Here is an 18,254-nt window from a genome sequence, read left to right as displayed (position 1 = left end):
TTGCGATGATATCAACGCAATCTGGGATTAGTCTTCAGATTTAACGCGTTGAATATTAGCGCCTAACGCATTTAATTTCGCTTCGATATTTTCATATCCACGATCGATATGATAAATACGGTCAACTGTCGTTGTTCCACCCGCGATACACCCAGCAATCACCAAGCTTGCTGATGCGCGTAAATCTGTTGCCATCACTTGCGCACCCGTCAGTTTTTCAACGCCATGACACACGACTGTATTACTTTCAATATCCGCGTGCGCACCCATACGAATTAACTCAGGAATATGCATAAAACGGTTTTCGAAAATGGTCTCAGTGATAACACCCGTACCTTCAGCTACCAAGTTTAATAGGCTAAATTGTGCTTGCATATCAGTAGGGAAACCAGGATGTGGAGCAGTACGCAATGTAACCGCCTTTGGACGCTTACCATGCATATCTAAGCTAATCCAATCTTCGCCCGTTTGAACATCAGCACCCGCTTCACGTAATTTTGCCAGCACTGCATCCAGCGTATCTGGACGTGCATTGCGGCAAACCACTTTACCACGAGAAACCGCAGCCGCGATTAAGAATGTGCCTGTTTCAATACGGTCTGGCAGAACGCGATACACACCGCCACCTAAGCGAGCCACACCTTCAATGACAATACGGTCAGTTCCTGCACCGGTGATTTTCGCACCTAACGCATTTAAGAAATTAGCAGTATCTTCAATTTCAGGTTCACGAGCGGCGTTCTCGATGGAAGTGGTTCCTTCAGCAAGCGCTGCGGCTGTCATGATGCTGATAGTGGCACCCACGCTCACTTTGTCCATCACGATGTCTGCACCTTTCAGACGACCATTCACCGTTGCCTTAACATAACCATCTTCAAGGACAATATTGGCACCTAACTTCTCTAAACCGCTGATATGTAAATCCACTGGACGAGCACCAATCGCACAACCACCCGGTAGAGAAACTTCACCGTGACCAAAACGCGCAACCAGCGGCGCTAATGCCCAAATAGAGGCACGCATGGTTTTCACCAGATCATACGGCGCACAATATTCAGTCACATTGCTAGCATCAACAAAAATCGAACCGTTACGCTCGATTTTGACGCCAAGTTGGCTCAGTAACTTAATTGTGGTGTCGATGTCTTTCAGCTTAGGGACATTCTGTAATTCAACTGGCTCTTCAGCCAGTAAAGCAGCGAACAGGATTGGCAGTGCGGCGTTTTTAGCGCCTGAAATAGAGACTTCACCCTCTAAGCGGGTTGGCCCTTTTACTAAAAATTTATCCATTCTGGTATTCTCGTGTGTCAGATTTTTACAAACTGTCCGCTTACATATTCAAACTTATAGGCCGCTCAGCTTACGATCACGCTCCCACTGCGCTGGGGTATAAGCCTTAATTGAAAGCGCATGAATTCGGTTGTCCGCAATATATTCCATTAGCGGCGCATAGACTGCTTGCTGCTGTTTAACACGGCTCATGCCGTCAAAAAGGCTGCCAACAGCGATAACTTGAAAATGACTGCCATCGCCATTCACTATCACTTCATCCAGTGACAGCTTTTCCATTAAGACTTGTTTAATTTCGTTGGTATCCATAATGACTCAATTTTGTAATTAATTATGATAATAAATATAGCCATCTATCCTAAAGGATTCAGCTTAACACTTAAACTAAAGAAAACGCTTCTGGCGTATAAAAACACTCAGAAGCGCTATTTTTTACATAACTTGACTTAATCCATCAGCAGGGGCTTTACCCCGTACAATTCCATCAAGGTATTGAGATTATCGCTCACACCAACAAGGCCAAAATGACGCTGCTGGGATTGATACTCCCCTTTCAGACGCACTAGCATGGCGAGTCCGGTAGAATCCACATGGGTTAAATCAGAAACATCAATTTGCTCAACTTGGGTCAACAAGGCTTGGCGCTTATCCCAAAATTCAACCAGAGAATCGCGATTTAAAATACCGGAAAAAGCCAATGTTTTGTTATTTTTCGTCCAAGATAACAAACTACTCATCTTACTTGCTCTCTTCTAACGTAATCGGCACCTGAGCACTACGTTGTAATTGAGCTGTCAATCCATCAATACCTTGCTTACGCAGAATATCACCCCACTCATTTTGCTTGGTGGTGATCATGCTAACGCCTTCAGCAATCATGTCATACGCCTGCCAGTAACCTGTTTTACTGTTTTTACGCCATTGGAAATCCAAACGTACTGGAGGGCGGCCATTAGTGTCATTGATAGTCACTCGGATAGCGACAATATTTTTGTCACCAATCGGCTGTTCAGGAGCGATGGTGTACGTTTGACCGTGATACATTGCCAGCGCTTGACCGTAAACTTGCTCAAGATAAGACTCAAATGCTTTAAAGTAAGCATCACGCTGCGTTGGAGTGGCATCTTTATAGTAAGTGCCTAATACCAATGCACCCGCATACTTAATTTGCACATATGGCAGTAACTCTTCACGCACGATAGTACGTAAGTAATCTGGGTTTTGTTTGATTTGAGGTTGTTCCGCTTTTAAGCGATCGAAGGTTTTCGCTGCGGTTTCTTCCATAAGCTTATACGGGTTAGTTTGGTCAATCGCCATCGCAAATGGCGCAACCACTAACATAGCTATCATTATTAAACGTTTAAACATAATTCATTCCTTTTAAGTTCACAGGGAATTACAACTTAGTGAGCAACAGGCTCTGACGGTGCTGCGACATGAGTCTCTGGCGCGGATGCCGGTGCTGCAGATGCAGGCGCAGGTGCGGCTGCTTCAGTACCTTGGCTATCACCACTCTTATACAAGAATTGACCGATTAAATCTTCCAGCACCATAGCCGGTTTGGTATCTTCTAAACGACCGCCATCTTTTAACATCGCAATCCCCATATCTTCGTCATAAGGACCGATATTCATGGCGATATACTGTTCACCAAGCAGGCCTGAAGTCCGAATTGATAGCGAGCTGGAATCAGGAATATTGTCATATTCACTGAGCAAATCGATTTGAACGTCAGGAATATAGTTCTTTTTATCTAAAGAAATATTCGCAACCCGTCCCACGACAACGCCACCGACTTTGATGGGAGAGCCTACTTTTAAGCCACCCACATTTTCAAAAGAGGCAGAAACTCGGTAAGTTGACTGACTACCAATCGATTGTAAATCCGCTACTTTTAAGCAGAGGAACACAATTGCGGCGATCGCCAGCAACATAAAACAACCCACCCATATTTCACTTTTTTTACTTTGCATGACTTAGTTCCCAAACATCAGTGCTGTCAGTACGAAATCTAACCCTAGAACCGATAATGATGCATGCACAACAGTTTTCGTCGTTGCACGGCTAATTCCTTCCGAGGTTGGAATCGCATCATAACCATTAAATAGTGCAATCCACGTTACTGTAATTGCAAAGACTAAACTTTTGATAAAACAGTTCACTAAATCGAGTCGCCACTCTACAGAAGACTGCATGGATGACCAGAAGAAACCCGGGTCAATCCCTTTCCAATCCACACCGACAATGGCCCCACCAATAATACCGACAGCGACAAAGATCAGTGATAACAGCGGCATGCTAATGAACCCAGCCCAAAATCTTGGGGCGACAACACGGCGCAGAGGATCCACCGCCATCATCTCTAAACTCGAAATCTGCTCAGTGGCTTTCATCAAACCAATTTCTGCGGTTAATGCCGAGCCTGCTCGTCCCGCAAACAACAGCGCAGTGACCACAGGCCCCAGTTCACGCAATAGTGAAAGCGCAACCATCATGCCAAGGCTGGCTTCTGCACTGAACGTCGTCAGTACCAAATAACCTTGTAAGCCGAGCACCATGCCGATAAACAGACCAGACACCGCCACGATAAGTAGAGACTGAACCCCTACAGAATAAAGCTGTTTAACTAACAGTGGCCACTGTTTGCCAAACTCAGGTTTGCCAAATAGTGCACCAAATAATAAGTAGCCTGCTCGACCAAAAGCCGCAAATGTTTCAATCCATCGACGTCCGAAGGCAGCAATCGCCTTAATTATCATGTTCATTTACCCTAATAAATCAGCCGAATAGTCATTGGCCGGAAAGCGGAATGGCACAGGACCATCGGCAATACCATCCATAAACTGTCTGACGCGCGGATCTTGGTTTTCGCGTAACTCTTCCCCAGTTCCTTTCGCAATAACATGTTGCTGCGCCACAATATATGCTTTATCGGCAATACTTAGCACTTCTGGAACGTCATGGGAAACCACTACGCAGGTCACCCCTAACGCTTGGTTAAGTTCATCAATCAGTTTGACCAAAACGCCCATCGTGATTGGGTCTTGCCCCACGAAAGGCTCATCAAACATAATCAGGTCAGGGTCCAGAGCGATAGCTCTTGCTAGCGCCGCACGGCGTGCCATTCCCCCTGAAAGTTCTGATGGCATTAATTTAGCGGCTCCGCGTAACCCCACCGCCTCTAATTTCATCATCACCGTCGTATGAATCAATGATTCTGGTAAATTTGTGTGTTCACGCAAGGGGAAAGCCACGTTATTAAAAACGTCCATATCGGTAAACAAGGCACCAGATTGGAATAACATGCTCATTTTTTTACGCGATTGGTATAACTTAGAACGAGACAGCGCAGGAATATTATCCCCATCAAACCAGATTTCTCCTTCTTCTGGGCGCAGTTGTCCGCCAATCAGTCTGAGTAATGTCGTTTTACCAATCCCTGAAGGCCCCATAATCGCAGTAATTTTACCCCGAGGCACAGTTAGGTTAATATTTTCAAATATTTTCCTATTTCCCCGTGTAAATGACATGTTTTTGACTTCGATTAAGTTCTCTGTCTGTGCTTGCATCGTTTAATAGCTCGTTATAGGTCAAACTATGATTCTGCCTAAATAAATTCAGGGTTTTACAGAAACATAAACCAAATAGTATTAACTAATATTTTACCTAATTAATAGAAGATAGCTCTTAGAAATTTATATATCCAACCATAAGGGTAAGAGAATTAAAAAAATTTTTTTTGGGCATCGGTGCGGTTAAACCCTAAAAAGCGCTTTTGAGCTCAAATCGCTAATAGAGACTCATAACTATCACATTCATAATAACCATGACATTCATAAAAGCTTAGAGACAAAATACTTACTGATACTAAGTATTCGTTATACAATCCGATTTCTCTTTTTTGATCTAACCGAAACTTTGAACCAACCGACACTTTTGATTCACCCGAAAACATCCATGGAATTAGACATGTCAAATATCGATTTTCAGAAAGTAGGTAAAGAAGTTCTCCATATCGAACGCGAAGGTCTGAAAAACCTAGAACAATATATTAATCATGACTTTGACCTTGCTTGTCAGCAAATCTTTGCTTGTCAGGGAAAAGTAGTCGTTATGGGAATGGGGAAATCAGGGCATATTGGACGGAAAATTGCGGCGACGCTTGCCAGCACAGGAACGCCTTCATTTTTCGTGCATCCCGGAGAAGCCAGCCATGGCGATTTAGGGATGATCTCCAATAAAGACGTTGTATTAGCGATTTCGAACTCAGGTGAATCAGGGGAAATTTTAGCCCTACTGCCCGTATTAAAGCGTATCAAAGTCCCACTGATCTGCATGACCAATAATCCAGACAGCAATATGGGCAAATATGCAGATATCCACTTATGCATAAAAGTACCGCAAGAAGCCTGCCCGCTTGGTTTGGCACCAACAACAAGTACCACAGCAACATTAGTGATGGGGGATGCGTTAGCCATTGCATTGTTAACCGCCCGCGGCTTCACAGCAGATGATTTTGCACTGTCTCATCCAGGGGGCGCACTTGGGCGCAAACTTTTACTCTTAGTTCGTGATTTAATGAGTACTGGTGACGATGTTCCTCATATTCCGAAAAGTGCCACGTTACGGGAAGCCCTTGTGGAAATTACCCGTAAAAAGCTGGGTATGACCGTCATTTGTGATGACGACATGAATATTCAAGGGATTTTCACGGATGGAGATTTACGCCGCATTTTTGATATGGGCATCGACCTCAACAATGCCAAAATTGCCGATTTAATGACGCCGGGCGGTATCCGAGTCGCACCGGGCATGCTAGCGGTTGAAGCACTGAACCTGATGCAATCTCGCCATGTCACGTCGTTATTAGTGGCGGATGGCGACCAATTAGTGGGTGTTCTCCATATGCACGACCTACTGCAAGCGGGTGTGGTATAAGTCGAAAAGTATACATAAAGGAAATAGAATGAACCCTAATTATCAGAATACTTGCTATGGGTCTGTAGCGAATTCTGTGATAGAAAAAGCGACCAAAATTAAACTGCTTATCTGTGATGTCGATGGCGTGATGTCCGACGGTTTAATTTACATGGGGAATAATGGCGAAGAATTAAAAGCCTTTAATGTCCGCGATGGGTATGGCATTCGCTGTCTATTAACCTCAGGTATTGAAGTCGCTATTATCACCGGACGCAAAGCTAAATTGCTGGAAGACAGAGCTCAAACGTTAGGTATTACATATCTTTACCAAGGACAAAGCGATAAGCTTTTGGCGTATCGCGAACTGTTAGATAAACTACAACTAACAGAAGAGCAAACGGCTTACATTGGTGATGACCTCATTGACTGGCCTGTGATGGCAAAAGTTGGGTTATCTGTTGCGGTGGCTGATGCACACCCATTGTTATTACCTAAAGCAGACTATGTAACGCATATTGGTGGCGGAAAAGGCGCAGTACGTGAACTCTGCGACCTTATTCTGTTATCCCAAAATAAACTGGAAGAAGCTAAAGGCTTGTCGATTTAAAGAACAGATATCATTCATGAGCAACGCAAAAAAGTGGTTAATCATTGTTTTATCCCTCATTGTACTGGGGCTAATTGGTTGGAACTTTTCGGTTTACGATGACTCCAAACCATTAACAACAGAAATCAATGACGGAAAACCTAATTATCAAACTGATGATTCGGTAACTTTCGTCTATAATCCTGCGGGCGATTTAGCCTATAAACTCGCCGCGAGCAAAGTTGATAATTATACCGATGGCAAAATCACGTGGTTTACCAATCCTGTATTAACGACTTATAACGATGCGGGTACACCGACTTGGACGGTGAAGTCCATTAAAGCAAGATTAACCAAAGAGCGCGTGCTCTATCTGTATAGCGATGTTCAAGTTGACAGTTTGACCCCTGAGCCTCAAATCCAGCGTATTACCACAGATAATGCGGTGGTCAATCTAGTCACACAAGATGTTTCATCTGACGATAAAGTTACCATTATCGGACACGGGCTAAATTCAACGGGTTTAAAAATGAAGGGGAACCTTCGTACAAGAACCGCTGAATTAATTGAAGATGTTAAAACTCACTATGAGTTACAACCAAAAGAGCAACACAATGAATCAAGTAACTAAGAAAAGTTTTATTCAAGGGGCTATTGCAAGTGCAATTTTGGCTCTTAGCCTGCCGGCAATGGCACTGAAAACAGATACTCAACAGCCGATGACCATTAACTCGGTTAAGCAATCTCTTGATTTAGAAAAAAATATCACCACATTTACTGATGACGTTGTTATCAAACAAGGTTCCATTGATATTCGTGCCAACAAAGTTGTTGTGACGCGTCCAAGCAGCGATTCCGATAAAATCGTCATTGAAGCATTTGGTACGCCAGTGACTTTCTTCCAGTTACAAGACGATGGTAAACCAATCAAAGGTCACGCATCCAAAGCACGTTATGAAGTTGATAAACAACTGGTCACATTAACGGGTGATGCTTACCTTGAACAGCTCGATAGCAATATCAAAGGCGATAAGATCACCTATGTGGTTCCAACCCAGCAAATGGAAGCATTTAGCGATAAAGGTAAACGCGTGACCACCGTCTTATTACCAGCACAGTTACAAGAAAAAGGCCCAGCCGCACAGGGTTCATCAACAAGTAAGAGTAAATAATTGTTATGGCAACACTAACCGCAGAGAATCTGGCGAAATCCTATAAAAAACGCAGCGTAGTCACTGACGTCAGCCTTGAAGTGAAATCAGGGGAAATCGTTGGTCTCTTAGGCCCTAACGGTGCGGGTAAAACGACCACTTTTTATATGGTAGTCGGCATTGTTCAGCGGGATGCTGGTAAAATTTTAATTGATGGGGAAGATATTAGCTTACTGCCTCTACATGAGCGCGCTCGTCGTGGCATTGGCTACCTTCCTCAAGAAGCATCTATTTTCCGCCGCCTCAGTGTGTATGACAACCTGATGGCCGTGTTAGAAATTCGCCCAGACTTAACCTCAGAACAGCGCAAAGAGCGTGCTGAAGAGCTGATGGAAGAGTTCAGTATTACTCACTTGCGTGATAGTGTAGGCCAGTCACTGTCTGGTGGTGAGCGTCGTCGTGTGGAAATTGCACGCGCCCTCGCTGCTAATCCAAAATTTATCCTGTTAGATGAGCCGTTTGCTGGGGTTGACCCGATTTCCGTTTTGGATATCAAAAAAATCATCCAACACTTACGCGACTATGGGCTCGGCGTATTAATCACCGACCATAACGTCCGTGAAACTCTCGATGTTTGCGAGCGTGCTTACATTGTCAGCCAAGGGCACTTGATTGCTCACGGCTCGCCAGAGATGATCCTTGAAAACGAGCAAGTGAAACGCGTTTATTTGGGTGAAGGTTTTAGACTGTAGTTTGTAAATTGTAGACTGTAGTTTTGTCTTGTTGGTTGTCATGGCATTGGTTGTGTCAGTGGTAATGGAGAATAAAGCACATTCATGAAGCAAAGTTTGCAGCTCAGAATCAGTCAACAACTTGCAATGACGCCTCAATTGCAACAGGCCATTCGCCTGTTGCAGTTATCCACACTTGAGCTTCAACAAGAAATTCAACTCGCCCTTGAAACCAACCCTCTGCTCGAACAAGAAGAATCATCCTCTGAGCAAGAAAGTTTAGATAGCCTAAGCAGCGACACTGACAGCAGCGAAATCGATACCAAAGATGCCCTCGAAAAAACAGATATGCCCGATGAGCTTCCGCTAGATGCTGATTGGGATGAAATCTATACGGCAGGCACCCCGTCAGGAACGAGCAATGACTACAGCTTCGATGAACTTCCTGTTTACCAAGGGGAAACCACCCAAACACTGCAAGATTATCTAATCTGGCAAGCGGATCTCACCCCGTTTACCGATACCGATCGCGCGATTGCAACCTCGATTATCGATTCCATTGATGATTCCGGCTATCTCACTAGCTCAATCAACGAGATCCATGAAGGGATTGATGACCCCGATATCACTTTAGAAGAAGTGGTTGCCGTTTTAAAACGCATTCAGCATTTTGACCCATTAGGGGTGGCCGCTCAGGATCTCAAAGAGTGTTTACTGATCCAGCTTTCTTTATACCCGAAAGAGACAATTGGCCTGCAAGAAGCTAGACTGATTATTAGTAATCATATTGATTTACTGGCAAATCGTGATTTTCGTCAACTGAGTAAACTGACCCGTTTAAAAGAAGATGCGCTGAAAACGGCCATTGACCTGATCCTCACGCTGAATCCCAAACCAGGGCAATCAATCAATACGGGTGAATCGGAATATGTTATTCCCGATGTGCTGGTGAAAAAAGTCGGTGGGCACTGGCAAGTTGAGTTAAATACAGATAGCATCCCTAAGTTAAGCATCAATAATCATTATGCTTCAATGGCAAATAATTCAGCCAGCGAAAGTGACACGCAATATATTCGCAGTCACTTGCAGGATGCTAAATGGCTGATTAAAAGCTTAGAAAGTCGCCATGAAACATTACTGAAAGTGGCGACCTGTATTGTTGAGCAACAACAAGAATTTTTTGAGTTAGGCGAAGAGTATATGAAACCGATGATTTTGGCAGACATTGCCTATCAGGTGGACATGCATGAATCGACTATCTCCCGTGTGACAACCCAAAAATTCCTGCATAGTCCACGAGGCATTTTTGAGTTGAAGTATTTTTTCTCCAGTCACGTCAGTACGGACACCGGAGGAGAAGCCTCCTCCACTGCGATTCGTGCACTGGTGAAAAAGCTGGTTGCTGCGGAAAACCCAGCAAAACCATTGAGTGACAGTAAATTGACGAGTATGCTGGCAGAGCAAGGTATACAAGTTGCTCGTCGAACTGTTGCTAAGTATCGTGAGTCATTATCTATTCCGCCATCAAATCAACGTAAACAGTTGGTTTAACCCAATAATATAAGGAAGATTGTATGGAATTTCAGATTACTGGACACAATATTGAAGTTACACCGGCATTGCGCGAAACGGTTGAGAAAAAACTCAAGAAATTAGAGCAATTGTTTGATCGTATTAACAGTATCCAAGTTGTTCTGAAAGTGGAAAAAGTTCAGCAAATTGCTGAAGCCACCCTGCAACTCAACGGCGCAGAGCTTCACGCATCGGCGGAAGACGACGATATGTACGCGGCACTTGATTTACTCCTTGATAAGCTGTCACGCCAATTAACCAAACATAAAGAAAAACTGAGACAACACTAATACATTTAGCCAGTCGTTGACTGATTAATGTTCTGAACCAGATGGTGGCATACATCATCTGGTTTTGTAGTCCTAAGTGAATAATAAAATGAATAGTGATATAGAAATCCAATTAAGCGATGTTTTATCTGCCAGTTGCACACGTAATAATTTAGTTTGCACCAGTAAGAAGAGAGCATTAGAAATTATTAGTGAGTTAGCGGCCGCCGAGTTGGGATTACCGGAAAATACGGTATTTGAAGCGTTACTAACCAGAGAAAAAGTGGGTACCACGGGTATTGGTGGTGGAATTGCAATCCCTCATGGCAAACTTAGTGAAGGCGAAAGTGCACGCGCCGCTGGCGTGTTTTTGCATTTAGAAGAGCCCATTGCGTTTGATGCGATTGATAACCAACCTGTTGATCTGCTTTTTGCATTACTTGTTCCATCGGATCAATGTAAAACTCACTTACATACTTTATCTCTTATCGCTAAAAAATTAGCGGATAAAGCATTCTGTAAGCGCCTACGCAGTGCGCAAAGTGATGAAGAGTTATACCAGATCATCATTGAGTAAGTAATAACTAATATGTGTTGATGCCAGCCTAATGATATTGTTATGATTTCTTTCATTCGGCATCGTAAAACACCGCAAAATGCAAAATAGTCAGAAATGTGTGATCAGTCAGAAATCGATCATTAAGATATAAATCCTTAAGAGACAGAAGGGAGTTAGCTCATGGTGCTGATGATTGTCAGCGGCCGTTCCGGTTCGGGAAAATCCGTTGCCCTACGCGCGCTGGAAGATATGGGTTTCTATTGTGTGGATAACCTTCCGGTAGTCTTACTGCCGGAATTAGCTAATTCACTTGCCGATCGCAATATTTCTGCGGCCGTGAGCATTGACGTGCGTAATATGCCCGACAATCCAGAAGTGTTCGAAGAAGCCATTGATAAACTGCCATCAACCTTCTCACCACAACTGCTGTTTCTGGATGCAGATCGCAATACATTAATTCGTCGTTATAGTGATACCCGTCGATTACACCCACTTTCAAGTAAAAACTTATCCTTAGAAAGTGCCATCGATGAAGAAAACGAGCTATTAGAGCCGCTGCGCTCCCGCGCTGACTTGGTCATTGATACCTCAGAAATGTCAGTGCACGAATTAGCGGAAATGCTCAGAACTCGCTTAATGGGCAAACGCGAGCGTGAACTGACGATGGTGTTTGAGTCCTTCGGTTTCAAACACGGCATCCCAATTGATGCTGACTACGTTTTCGATGTGCGCTTTTTACCAAACCCACACTGGGATCCTAAATTGCGTCCAATGACTGGTTTAGATCGTCCTGTTGCGGCCTTCTTGGACAGACACACAGAGGTTCATAACTTCATTTACCAGACTCGCAGTTACTTAGAGTTATGGTTGCCAATGTTAGAAACCAATAACCGCAGCTATCTCACCGTCGCCATCGGCTGTACGGGAGGAAAACACCGTTCGGTGTATGTGGCAGAACAGCTGGCTGATTATTTCCGCTCCCGTGGGAAAAACGTCCAGTCACGCCACAGAACGTTGGAAAAACGCAAGCAATGACCGTCAAAGCGACGATTACGCTGAAAAACCGTCTTGGTATGCATGCCAGACCAGCAATGCTTCTCTATGATTTAGTTAAACAATTTAACTCTAGAGTCATTTTAAAAAATGACAGTCAAATTGAGGCCGAGGCGGATAGCGTTATTGCGATGTTGATGTTAGACTCGGAACAAGGCAGTAAAATTGATATCGAAGTTAGCGGGCCCGATGAAGATTTGGCGTTATCCGCAATCATTAACCTGTTTGAAAGTGGATTTGACGAAGAGTAGCCCAACTCATTGCGTCTTACATCTTAGCGAACAGAGCGATATACACGGTTTTACACGCATAGGCACCGAGTTCGTGATCCCGATCTCTTCCCTTTAACGCCTATAGCGCCTAATATTTTATATAATTTATTTTTCTAGCAAACACCCCCTGCCTTCTGGGTGGGGGGTGTTTGCTTTGTACGTCCCTATTGGAGTGTGGTATGACAAAGCCAACAATTATTATCAATGATTTAGATGCAGAACGCTTAGATGCACTGATGGAGCAAGCCGCTTATGCGGGTACGCCTGTTGCTGAAGCACTAAACGACGAATTAGACCGCGCAGATATCGTCTCTCCACAAGAGATCCCTGCGGATGTGGTCACGATGAACAGTACTGTTCGTTTCTTAGATTTAATCAGTAATGAAGAGCGCACACGCACCCTAGTTTATCCTGCCTCTCTTAAAGATAGTGCAGAACAACTGTCCGTGATGGCGCCAATCGGTGCAGCGTTATTAGGTTTGCATGTTAACGACGAAATTAGCTGGGCGCTGCCAAACGGCGTAGAAACCCGTGTTCGTGTGTTAGAGATTGTTTATCAACCTGAAGCGGCTGGCGAGTTCCATCGCTAGTTGCGATGTTCAACAAGAGAAAGAAGACTAGCCGAAAAAAGTTTCCATCAAGAAACTCCCGTTAGTCTTCAGGCGGTATTCAGGCACTCATCGAGTGCCTTTTTGCTATTTAGAGCTTATTGAACAACTATAACTTACTGACCAGCAATACTCATTTCAGGGATCAACACAGAGCCGCACTGAATATTACTGCGCGTTTCGATATCATCGGCGATAGTCACCATGTTCATCCACATATCCTTCAAGTTACCCGCAATGGTAATCTCGCTCACTGGATACTGAATCTCACCGTTTTCTACCCAAAAACCGGATGCACCACGGGAATAATCCCCCGTAATTCCACTCACACCCTGTCCCATCAGCTCAGTGACCACTAAGCCGGTCCCCATTTGCTTCAACAAAGCGTCAAATGATAAGCCTTGTCCTTCAATGCGCCAGTTATGGATCCCCCCCGCATGACCCGTGCTTTGCAGACCCAGTTTACGCGCAGAATAACTGGTCATCAGCCAAGTTTGTAGAACGCCATTTTCCACAATATTACGTTCAGTGGTACGCACACCTTCGCTGTCAAATGGGGAGGAGGCTAATCCGCCCATTAAGTGCGGTTGCTCATTGATGGTTAACCAGTTCGGTAAAATTTGTTTACCAAGGCTATCCATTAAGAATGATGATTTACGATAAATGCTGCTGCCGCTGATAGCACCGACTAAATGACCAAATAACCCCGTCGCCACTTCTGAGGCAAAAATCACTGGGGCTTTCATGGTTGGTAATTTACGCGGCGATAAGCGAGATAATGTACGACGAGCACACTCTTGCCCTACCCACTCAGGGGATTTCAATGCCTGCATGCTGCGTGCGATGGTATACGCATAATCGCGCTCCATTTCGCCATTTTGCTCGGCGATTACGCAGCTCGACATCGAATAACGGCTAGAACTGTAGCTCTTTAATAGTCCAAGAGAGTTACCAAAGACACGGATACCATAGTGCCCATTGAAGCTACCGCCTTCCGTATTCACAATGCGTGAATCTGCATTTAATGCGGTCATTTCCGCAATCGAGGCCAGCTTAATGGCTTCCTCGGGGGAAAGTTCTGTAGCTTGGAATAAGTTTAAATCCGGTGCATCGAATGCCAGTAATGATTTTTCAGCAGGACCTGCGCATGGGTCTTCAGAGGTATAATTCGCAATATCAATCGCGGCTTGAACTGTACGCTCAATGGCTTCTTCGCTTAAATCCGTTGAAGATGCACTACCTTTGCGTTGTTTATGGTAAACCGTGATCCCGAGCGCCCCATCACTGTTAAATTCCACATTCTCCACGTCACCTTGGCGAGTGCTCACACTAATACCAGTGCTTTTATTGACTGCAACTTCAGCGCCATCACAACGGCTTTTGGCAAATTCCAATGCGTGGGCGACGGCTTGTTCTAATTGTTTACGTTGTTCGGCAACTTGTTCAGTAACACTCATGCATTTAGTCCAATAAAGAGGGGAAAAGTGATTTTCTACCTCGACATATCAATGTCAGGTAGTCATAAGGGGGTTTTCCCAGTTACAATAGAGTTAATCTATAAATGTTAACACTCACAACGCCGTAAATCATGCTAATTACTCGTAATTACACGACGGCGTTTAGTAAAAAGGAAAATCCCTATGGCCAAACAGCCTGAAGATTGGCTGGATGATATCCCAGCGCCCCAAGATGATGAGGACGATGAGATTATTTGGGTCAGCAAAAGCGAAATTAAACGCGATGCCGAGATCCTCAAAAAATTGGGGGCAGAACTTGTTGATTTAAGTAAAAGCGAGCTTGAGCGCATCCCATTAGACACGCAATTACTTGAAGCTATCGAATTAGCACAAAAAATTAAGCGGGAAGGCCGTCGTCGTCAATTACAACTTATCGGTAAACTGTTACGTTCTCGAGAAGTGGAACCGATCACTGAAGCCCTCGATAAGCTGAAAAACCGCCATAACCAGCAAGTTGTTATCTTGCACAAGCTGGAAGATCTGCGTAACCGTTTATTAGCCGATGGCGATGAAGTCATTGAAGAAGTCGTTGCGCTGTTCCCACAAACTGATCGCCAGCAACTGCGTGCATTAGTCCGTAATGCGAAGAAAGAGCGTGATGGAAATAAACCACCAAAAGCATTCCGCCAGATTTTCCAATATCTGAAAGAGCTTTCTGATAGCAACTAATTTCCAGGTTTTATTCAATAAAAATCCCCCTATGCGGTAAAAACATAGGGGGATTTTTTAATACCAAAATCGTAGAAGATTGAGTAACGCAGGAAGTCGAGTATAGCCTTCTCTATCAAGAAAATGCCCCGCACTTTCTACCATCGTGACAGAGGTTTTTAATGCTTTTGCTAACTCAATTGAAGCGTCAGGATCCACGACCCAATCATTGGAAGAAATAATCGAAGCTCGCTTATCCGTTAGACTAATCAGCTTATTATAATCCAATGAAAACTGAGTATGGTCTGCCAAATCAGACAATGTATCCAGTGAGCGATCAAACCCAGAAACTAGCACATAGCCACCAATTTTAGCCCTTTCCGGCGCATTATTTTCCAGAAAACGTAATGCCGTAATACACCCTAAACTGTGCCCAACTAAAATCGTATTTTCATCAAACTGAATATTGGCATCGAGTAAGCATTGCTGCCATTTTTGCGGATCAGGAGAATTGGATTCCGGTAATGCAGGAACATCAACCGTCGCCCCTAAAGCTTCTAATTCATTTTTTACCCAATTAAACCAATTATCATTCGGTGATGCTGTATAACCATGAACAATGACAACTTTTTTACCGTCCACTTAATCGCCCTCAATATTAATTGCCATCAAAATATGGCTAAACGCAAAGTCATTGCGCAAATTTAGCATGGGGTTTGAGAAGCTTCATTCTCATTATTCGTGATATCTATAAGAAAAATAAACGCTTCATCCAGCTCTTCTTCAGCTTCATTCATCAATTCAATCACCGCTGAAAATTGCGTACGCTGAGCCGCCTTTAAATGGCTAAAAATCAGCGTAATGGGTAACTCTATTTCCCCTGTAATCACATCCCATAACCCATCGAGATTATGACCAAACCATTTAGGAAGCGAGAATTGTTGCTGAAATTGCTGATAAAATGCCTCAAGGCTATCTATTTCACGAAAATCAAAAACGACGGTCTTGCTCATCGCTACCCCCGATTATTTAACTTGTTGGAACGTTTTATAATGGTCGGTACTGACGAAAATCATCCCATCAGAGGAATAAAGTAAACGGTCTGCACCACGATGCCCACAACGATAATTTATATCCGCTTCAAACCACTGACGCCCCTGTGCAATAGGCAGGCCTTTTTCACGGTTAGAAAAGCGGTCGCCACCGATGGCTCTACCAGGTAATACTTCACATAAATTCCCTTTTTTAGCATCCCATCCCGCTTCTCTGGCCTGTTTTTTCGTCATGTAAAATTCAGGAAGTTTTTGGTATTTTTCCATAAAACTGACCACATTGTTCTGAGCGGTCAGCTGATCAATAGTTTTTGGCGTTTCACGCGGAGTTATCGCTTCGCGGGAAGGCGGTGTACTTTGTGTATTTTGTGTGGTTGATGATGTACCAGAAGATGGTTCCGGTGCGCCCTGCTCACCACCTTTAAAGTACAGGCTAACCGCAATCAAAATTGCCATTAACACTAAAGAAATAATACGTTTATTCATAACGCCTCAATTATTTTTGCTGTGCGGATAAACAATCGCCCCAGTCACATTCGTAACTAGGGCGAATAAATAAAAGACTATCTTAACGTGTGATTACGCGGTGCCACCCACGGTCATTTTATCGAGTTTCAGTGTCGGTTGCCCTACACCCACTGGCACGCTTTGCCCTTCTTTACCACAAACGCCCACGCCTTTATCCAGCGCAAGGTCATTACCTACCATGGAGATCTGCTGCATAGCTTCAACGCCAGAACCAATTAAGGTCGCACCCTTCACTGGTGAGGTAATTTTACCATTTTCAATTAAGTAAGCTTCAGAAGTTGAAAACACAAATTTACCTGATGTGATATCCACCTGACCACCACCAAAATTTGGTGCATACAATCCTTTTTCAACACTGGCGATAATCTCTTCCGGTGTTGATTCACCCGCTAACATATAGGTATTCGTCATGCGAGGCATTGGTAAATGAGCGTAAGATTCACGGCGCGCATTCCCTGTTGGCGCTACACCCATTAAACGCGCGTTATGCTTATCTTGAATATAGTTACGTAGAATTCCATTCTCAATCAACACATTGTATTGACCCGGAACCCCTTCATCATCAATCGCTAATGAACCGCGACGCCCAGCAATGGTTCCATCATCCACCACAGTACACAGGGAAGATGCGACTTGCTCGCCCATTTTTCCTGAGAAAACAGAGGTGCCACGACGGTTAAAGTCACCTTCTAGACCATGACCCACCGCTTCATGGAGCAGAACACCTGGCCAACCAGCACCTAATACTACAGGCATCATGCCAGCAGGAGCGGCAACTGCCGATAAATTGACTAACGCCATGCGTACCGCTTCACGGGCATACTGTTCCGCAAGCACCTGTCCTTGATGAATTTCGAGGAAATATTCATAACCATAACGACCACCGCCACCGCTTGCTCCGCGTTCACGTTTGCCATCATGTTCCACCAGTACACTCACCGATAAACGCACCAGAGGACGAATATCCGTCGCTAATGTGCCATCGGTTGCAGCGACTAACACTTGTTCATATACACCAGTTAAGCTGGCATTCACTTCAATCACGCGAGGATCTTCAGCGCGCGCCACTTGGTCAACGCGATGCAGCAATTCAATTTTCTGTTCACGCGGTAAGCTACGCAAAGGATCCGCTTCAGAATAGAGTTTTTTGTAGTCTACATTGGTTAAAATCTGTGACTTTCCAGCGCCTTGTTCACTGACGATACTGCGGGCTGCTGTGGCACTTTGGGTGAGTGCCAGCAGTGAAATTTGGTCTGCATAGGCAAAACCCGTTTTTTCACCCGTAATCGCTCGAACTCCAACACCTTGGTCAATATTGTAGGAGCCATCTTTAATGATTCGGTCTTCTAAAACCCATGATTCATGGTAGCTAGACTGAAAAAAGAGATCCCCATAATCAACACGGCGCTCAGATAGCAGCCCTAAAACATCATACAGATTATCTTGACCAAGACCGTTGGCAGCCAGCAAATGTTCGCTGACAGAAGCTAAACTCATA

Annotated in this window: 24 protein-coding genes; 12 read left to right on the top strand and 12 right to left on the bottom strand. The window is 44.2% G+C overall.

Annotated elements, in window-relative coordinates:
• Positions 1-27: 27 nt before the first annotated feature.
• The 7 genes from murA to mlaF form a co-directional block, all read right to left on the bottom strand.
• On the bottom strand, positions 28-1,290 hold the full coding sequence (gene murA, locus PR799_RS10815) for a UDP-N-acetylglucosamine 1-carboxyvinyltransferase (protein WP_036956120.1): 1,263 nt from the start codon (positions 1,288-1,290) through the stop codon (positions 28-30).
• Positions 1,291-1,344: 54 nt separating this feature from the next.
• Positions 1,345-1,599, bottom strand: a complete 255-nt coding sequence (gene ibaG / locus PR799_RS10810) for a BolA family iron metabolism protein IbaG (protein ID WP_036956119.1) — start codon at positions 1,597-1,599, stop codon at positions 1,345-1,347.
• Positions 1,600-1,736: 137 nt separating this feature from the next.
• The gene (gene mlaB / locus PR799_RS10805; protein WP_154603448.1) at positions 1,737-2,027 is read right to left on the bottom strand and encodes a lipid asymmetry maintenance protein MlaB; all 291 of its coding nucleotides are present in this window, start codon (positions 2,025-2,027) and stop codon (positions 1,737-1,739) included.
• A gap of 1 nt (position 2,028) precedes the next feature.
• Positions 2,029-2,658, bottom strand: coding sequence for a phospholipid-binding protein MlaC (gene mlaC / locus PR799_RS10800; RefSeq protein WP_272522032.1), 630 nt, complete (start codon positions 2,656-2,658; stop codon positions 2,029-2,031).
• Between the two features lie 35 nt (positions 2,659-2,693).
• Positions 2,694-3,263, bottom strand: coding sequence for an outer membrane lipid asymmetry maintenance protein MlaD (mlaD, locus tag PR799_RS10795; protein ID WP_154627738.1), 570 nt, complete (start codon positions 3,261-3,263; stop codon positions 2,694-2,696).
• A gap of 3 nt (positions 3,264-3,266) precedes the next feature.
• On the bottom strand, positions 3,267-4,049 hold the full coding sequence (mlaE, locus tag PR799_RS10790; protein ID WP_036956115.1) for a lipid asymmetry maintenance ABC transporter permease subunit MlaE: 783 nt from the start codon (positions 4,047-4,049) through the stop codon (positions 3,267-3,269).
• A 6-nt stretch (positions 4,050-4,055) separates the two neighbouring features.
• Positions 4,056-4,859, bottom strand: a complete 804-nt coding sequence (gene mlaF / locus PR799_RS10785; protein ID WP_006659099.1) for a phospholipid ABC transporter ATP-binding protein MlaF — start codon at positions 4,857-4,859, stop codon at positions 4,056-4,058.
• Positions 4,860-5,259: 400 nt separating this feature from the next.
• Between mlaF and kdsD the strand changes: the two genes are divergently transcribed.
• The 11 genes from kdsD (at position 5,260) to rnk (ending at position 12,993) form a co-directional block, all read left to right on the top strand.
• Positions 5,260-6,228: an arabinose-5-phosphate isomerase KdsD gene (gene kdsD, locus PR799_RS10780; protein WP_036956114.1), complete on the top strand. Its 969-nt coding sequence runs from the start codon at positions 5,260-5,262 to the stop codon at positions 6,226-6,228.
• 28 nt (positions 6,229-6,256) lie between these two features.
• Positions 6,257-6,817 (top strand): 3-deoxy-manno-octulosonate-8-phosphatase KdsC, encoded by a 561-nt coding sequence (kdsC, locus tag PR799_RS10775; protein ID WP_036956113.1) that lies wholly within the window; start codon positions 6,257-6,259, stop codon positions 6,815-6,817.
• Positions 6,818-6,833: 16 nt separating this feature from the next.
• The gene (gene lptC / locus PR799_RS10770) at positions 6,834-7,427 is read left to right on the top strand and encodes an LPS export ABC transporter periplasmic protein LptC (RefSeq protein ID WP_154603452.1); all 594 of its coding nucleotides are present in this window, start codon (positions 6,834-6,836) and stop codon (positions 7,425-7,427) included.
• Complete coding sequence (gene lptA, locus PR799_RS10765) at positions 7,411-7,968, top strand: lipopolysaccharide ABC transporter substrate-binding protein LptA (protein WP_154627741.1); 558 nt, start codon at positions 7,411-7,413, stop codon at positions 7,966-7,968. Before lptC ends, lptA begins: the two co-directional genes overlap by 17 nt.
• A gap of 5 nt (positions 7,969-7,973) precedes the next feature.
• Entirely contained in the window at positions 7,974-8,699 is a 726-nt protein-coding gene (gene lptB / locus PR799_RS10760) for an LPS export ABC transporter ATP-binding protein (RefSeq protein ID WP_036956110.1), read from the top strand.
• Between the two features lie 84 nt (positions 8,700-8,783).
• Complete coding sequence (gene rpoN / locus PR799_RS10755) at positions 8,784-10,229, top strand: RNA polymerase factor sigma-54 (RefSeq protein WP_272522030.1); 1,446 nt, start codon at positions 8,784-8,786, stop codon at positions 10,227-10,229.
• A gap of 23 nt (positions 10,230-10,252) precedes the next feature.
• Positions 10,253-10,540 (top strand): ribosome hibernation promoting factor, encoded by a 288-nt coding sequence (hpf, locus tag PR799_RS10750; RefSeq protein WP_006659090.1) that lies wholly within the window; start codon positions 10,253-10,255, stop codon positions 10,538-10,540.
• Between the two features lie 88 nt (positions 10,541-10,628).
• A complete protein-coding gene (gene ptsN, locus PR799_RS10745) occupies positions 10,629-11,096 on the top strand; it encodes a PTS IIA-like nitrogen regulatory protein PtsN (RefSeq protein WP_154603455.1) in 468 nt (155 codons plus the stop codon).
• A gap of 162 nt (positions 11,097-11,258) precedes the next feature.
• Entirely contained in the window at positions 11,259-12,113 is an 855-nt protein-coding gene (gene rapZ / locus PR799_RS10740; RefSeq protein ID WP_036956106.1) for an RNase adapter RapZ, read from the top strand.
• Positions 12,110-12,382, top strand: coding sequence for a PTS phosphocarrier protein NPr (gene npr / locus PR799_RS10735; RefSeq protein WP_154627743.1), 273 nt, complete (start codon positions 12,110-12,112; stop codon positions 12,380-12,382). Before rapZ ends, npr begins: the two co-directional genes overlap by 4 nt.
• A 200-nt stretch (positions 12,383-12,582) precedes the next feature.
• On the top strand, positions 12,583-12,993 hold the full coding sequence (gene rnk, locus PR799_RS10730) for a nucleoside diphosphate kinase regulator (protein WP_006659086.1): 411 nt from the start codon (positions 12,583-12,585) through the stop codon (positions 12,991-12,993).
• A 134-nt stretch (positions 12,994-13,127) separates the two neighbouring features.
• Here rnk and pmbA read toward each other — a convergent pair whose 3' ends face one another.
• On the bottom strand, positions 13,128-14,468 hold the full coding sequence (pmbA, locus tag PR799_RS10725; protein ID WP_006662905.1) for a metalloprotease PmbA: 1,341 nt from the start codon (positions 14,466-14,468) through the stop codon (positions 13,128-13,130).
• A 183-nt stretch (positions 14,469-14,651) separates the two neighbouring features.
• Between pmbA and yjgA the strand changes: the two genes are divergently transcribed.
• Complete coding sequence (yjgA, locus tag PR799_RS10720; protein WP_036956102.1) at positions 14,652-15,197, top strand: ribosome biogenesis factor YjgA; 546 nt, start codon at positions 14,652-14,654, stop codon at positions 15,195-15,197.
• A 57-nt stretch (positions 15,198-15,254) separates the two neighbouring features.
• Here the strand turns inward: yjgA and PR799_RS10715 are convergent, their stop codons facing one another.
• The 4 genes from PR799_RS10715 to tldD form a co-directional block, all read right to left on the bottom strand.
• Positions 15,255-15,818, bottom strand: a complete 564-nt coding sequence (locus PR799_RS10715) for an RBBP9/YdeN family alpha/beta hydrolase (RefSeq protein ID WP_272522028.1) — start codon at positions 15,816-15,818, stop codon at positions 15,255-15,257.
• A 62-nt stretch (positions 15,819-15,880) separates the two neighbouring features.
• The gene (locus tag PR799_RS10710; protein WP_154627746.1) at positions 15,881-16,189 is read right to left on the bottom strand and encodes a barstar family protein; all 309 of its coding nucleotides are present in this window, start codon (positions 16,187-16,189) and stop codon (positions 15,881-15,883) included.
• Positions 16,190-16,201: 12 nt separating this feature from the next.
• Positions 16,202-16,714: a ribonuclease domain-containing protein gene (locus PR799_RS10705; protein ID WP_154627747.1), complete on the bottom strand. Its 513-nt coding sequence runs from the start codon at positions 16,712-16,714 to the stop codon at positions 16,202-16,204.
• Positions 16,715-16,807: 93 nt separating this feature from the next.
• On the bottom strand, positions 16,808-18,253 hold the full coding sequence (gene tldD, locus PR799_RS10700; RefSeq protein ID WP_154627748.1) for a metalloprotease TldD: 1,446 nt from the start codon (positions 18,251-18,253) through the stop codon (positions 16,808-16,810).
• Position 18,254: the final 1 nt, after the last annotated feature.

The organism is Providencia sp. PROV202, assembly GCF_028479565.1.
Classification (GTDB): domain Bacteria; phylum Pseudomonadota; class Gammaproteobacteria; order Enterobacterales; family Enterobacteriaceae; genus Providencia; species Providencia zhijiangensis.
The sequence above is the reverse complement of the archived record's forward strand: the minus strand, read 5'-3'. Positions and strand labels throughout refer to the sequence as shown.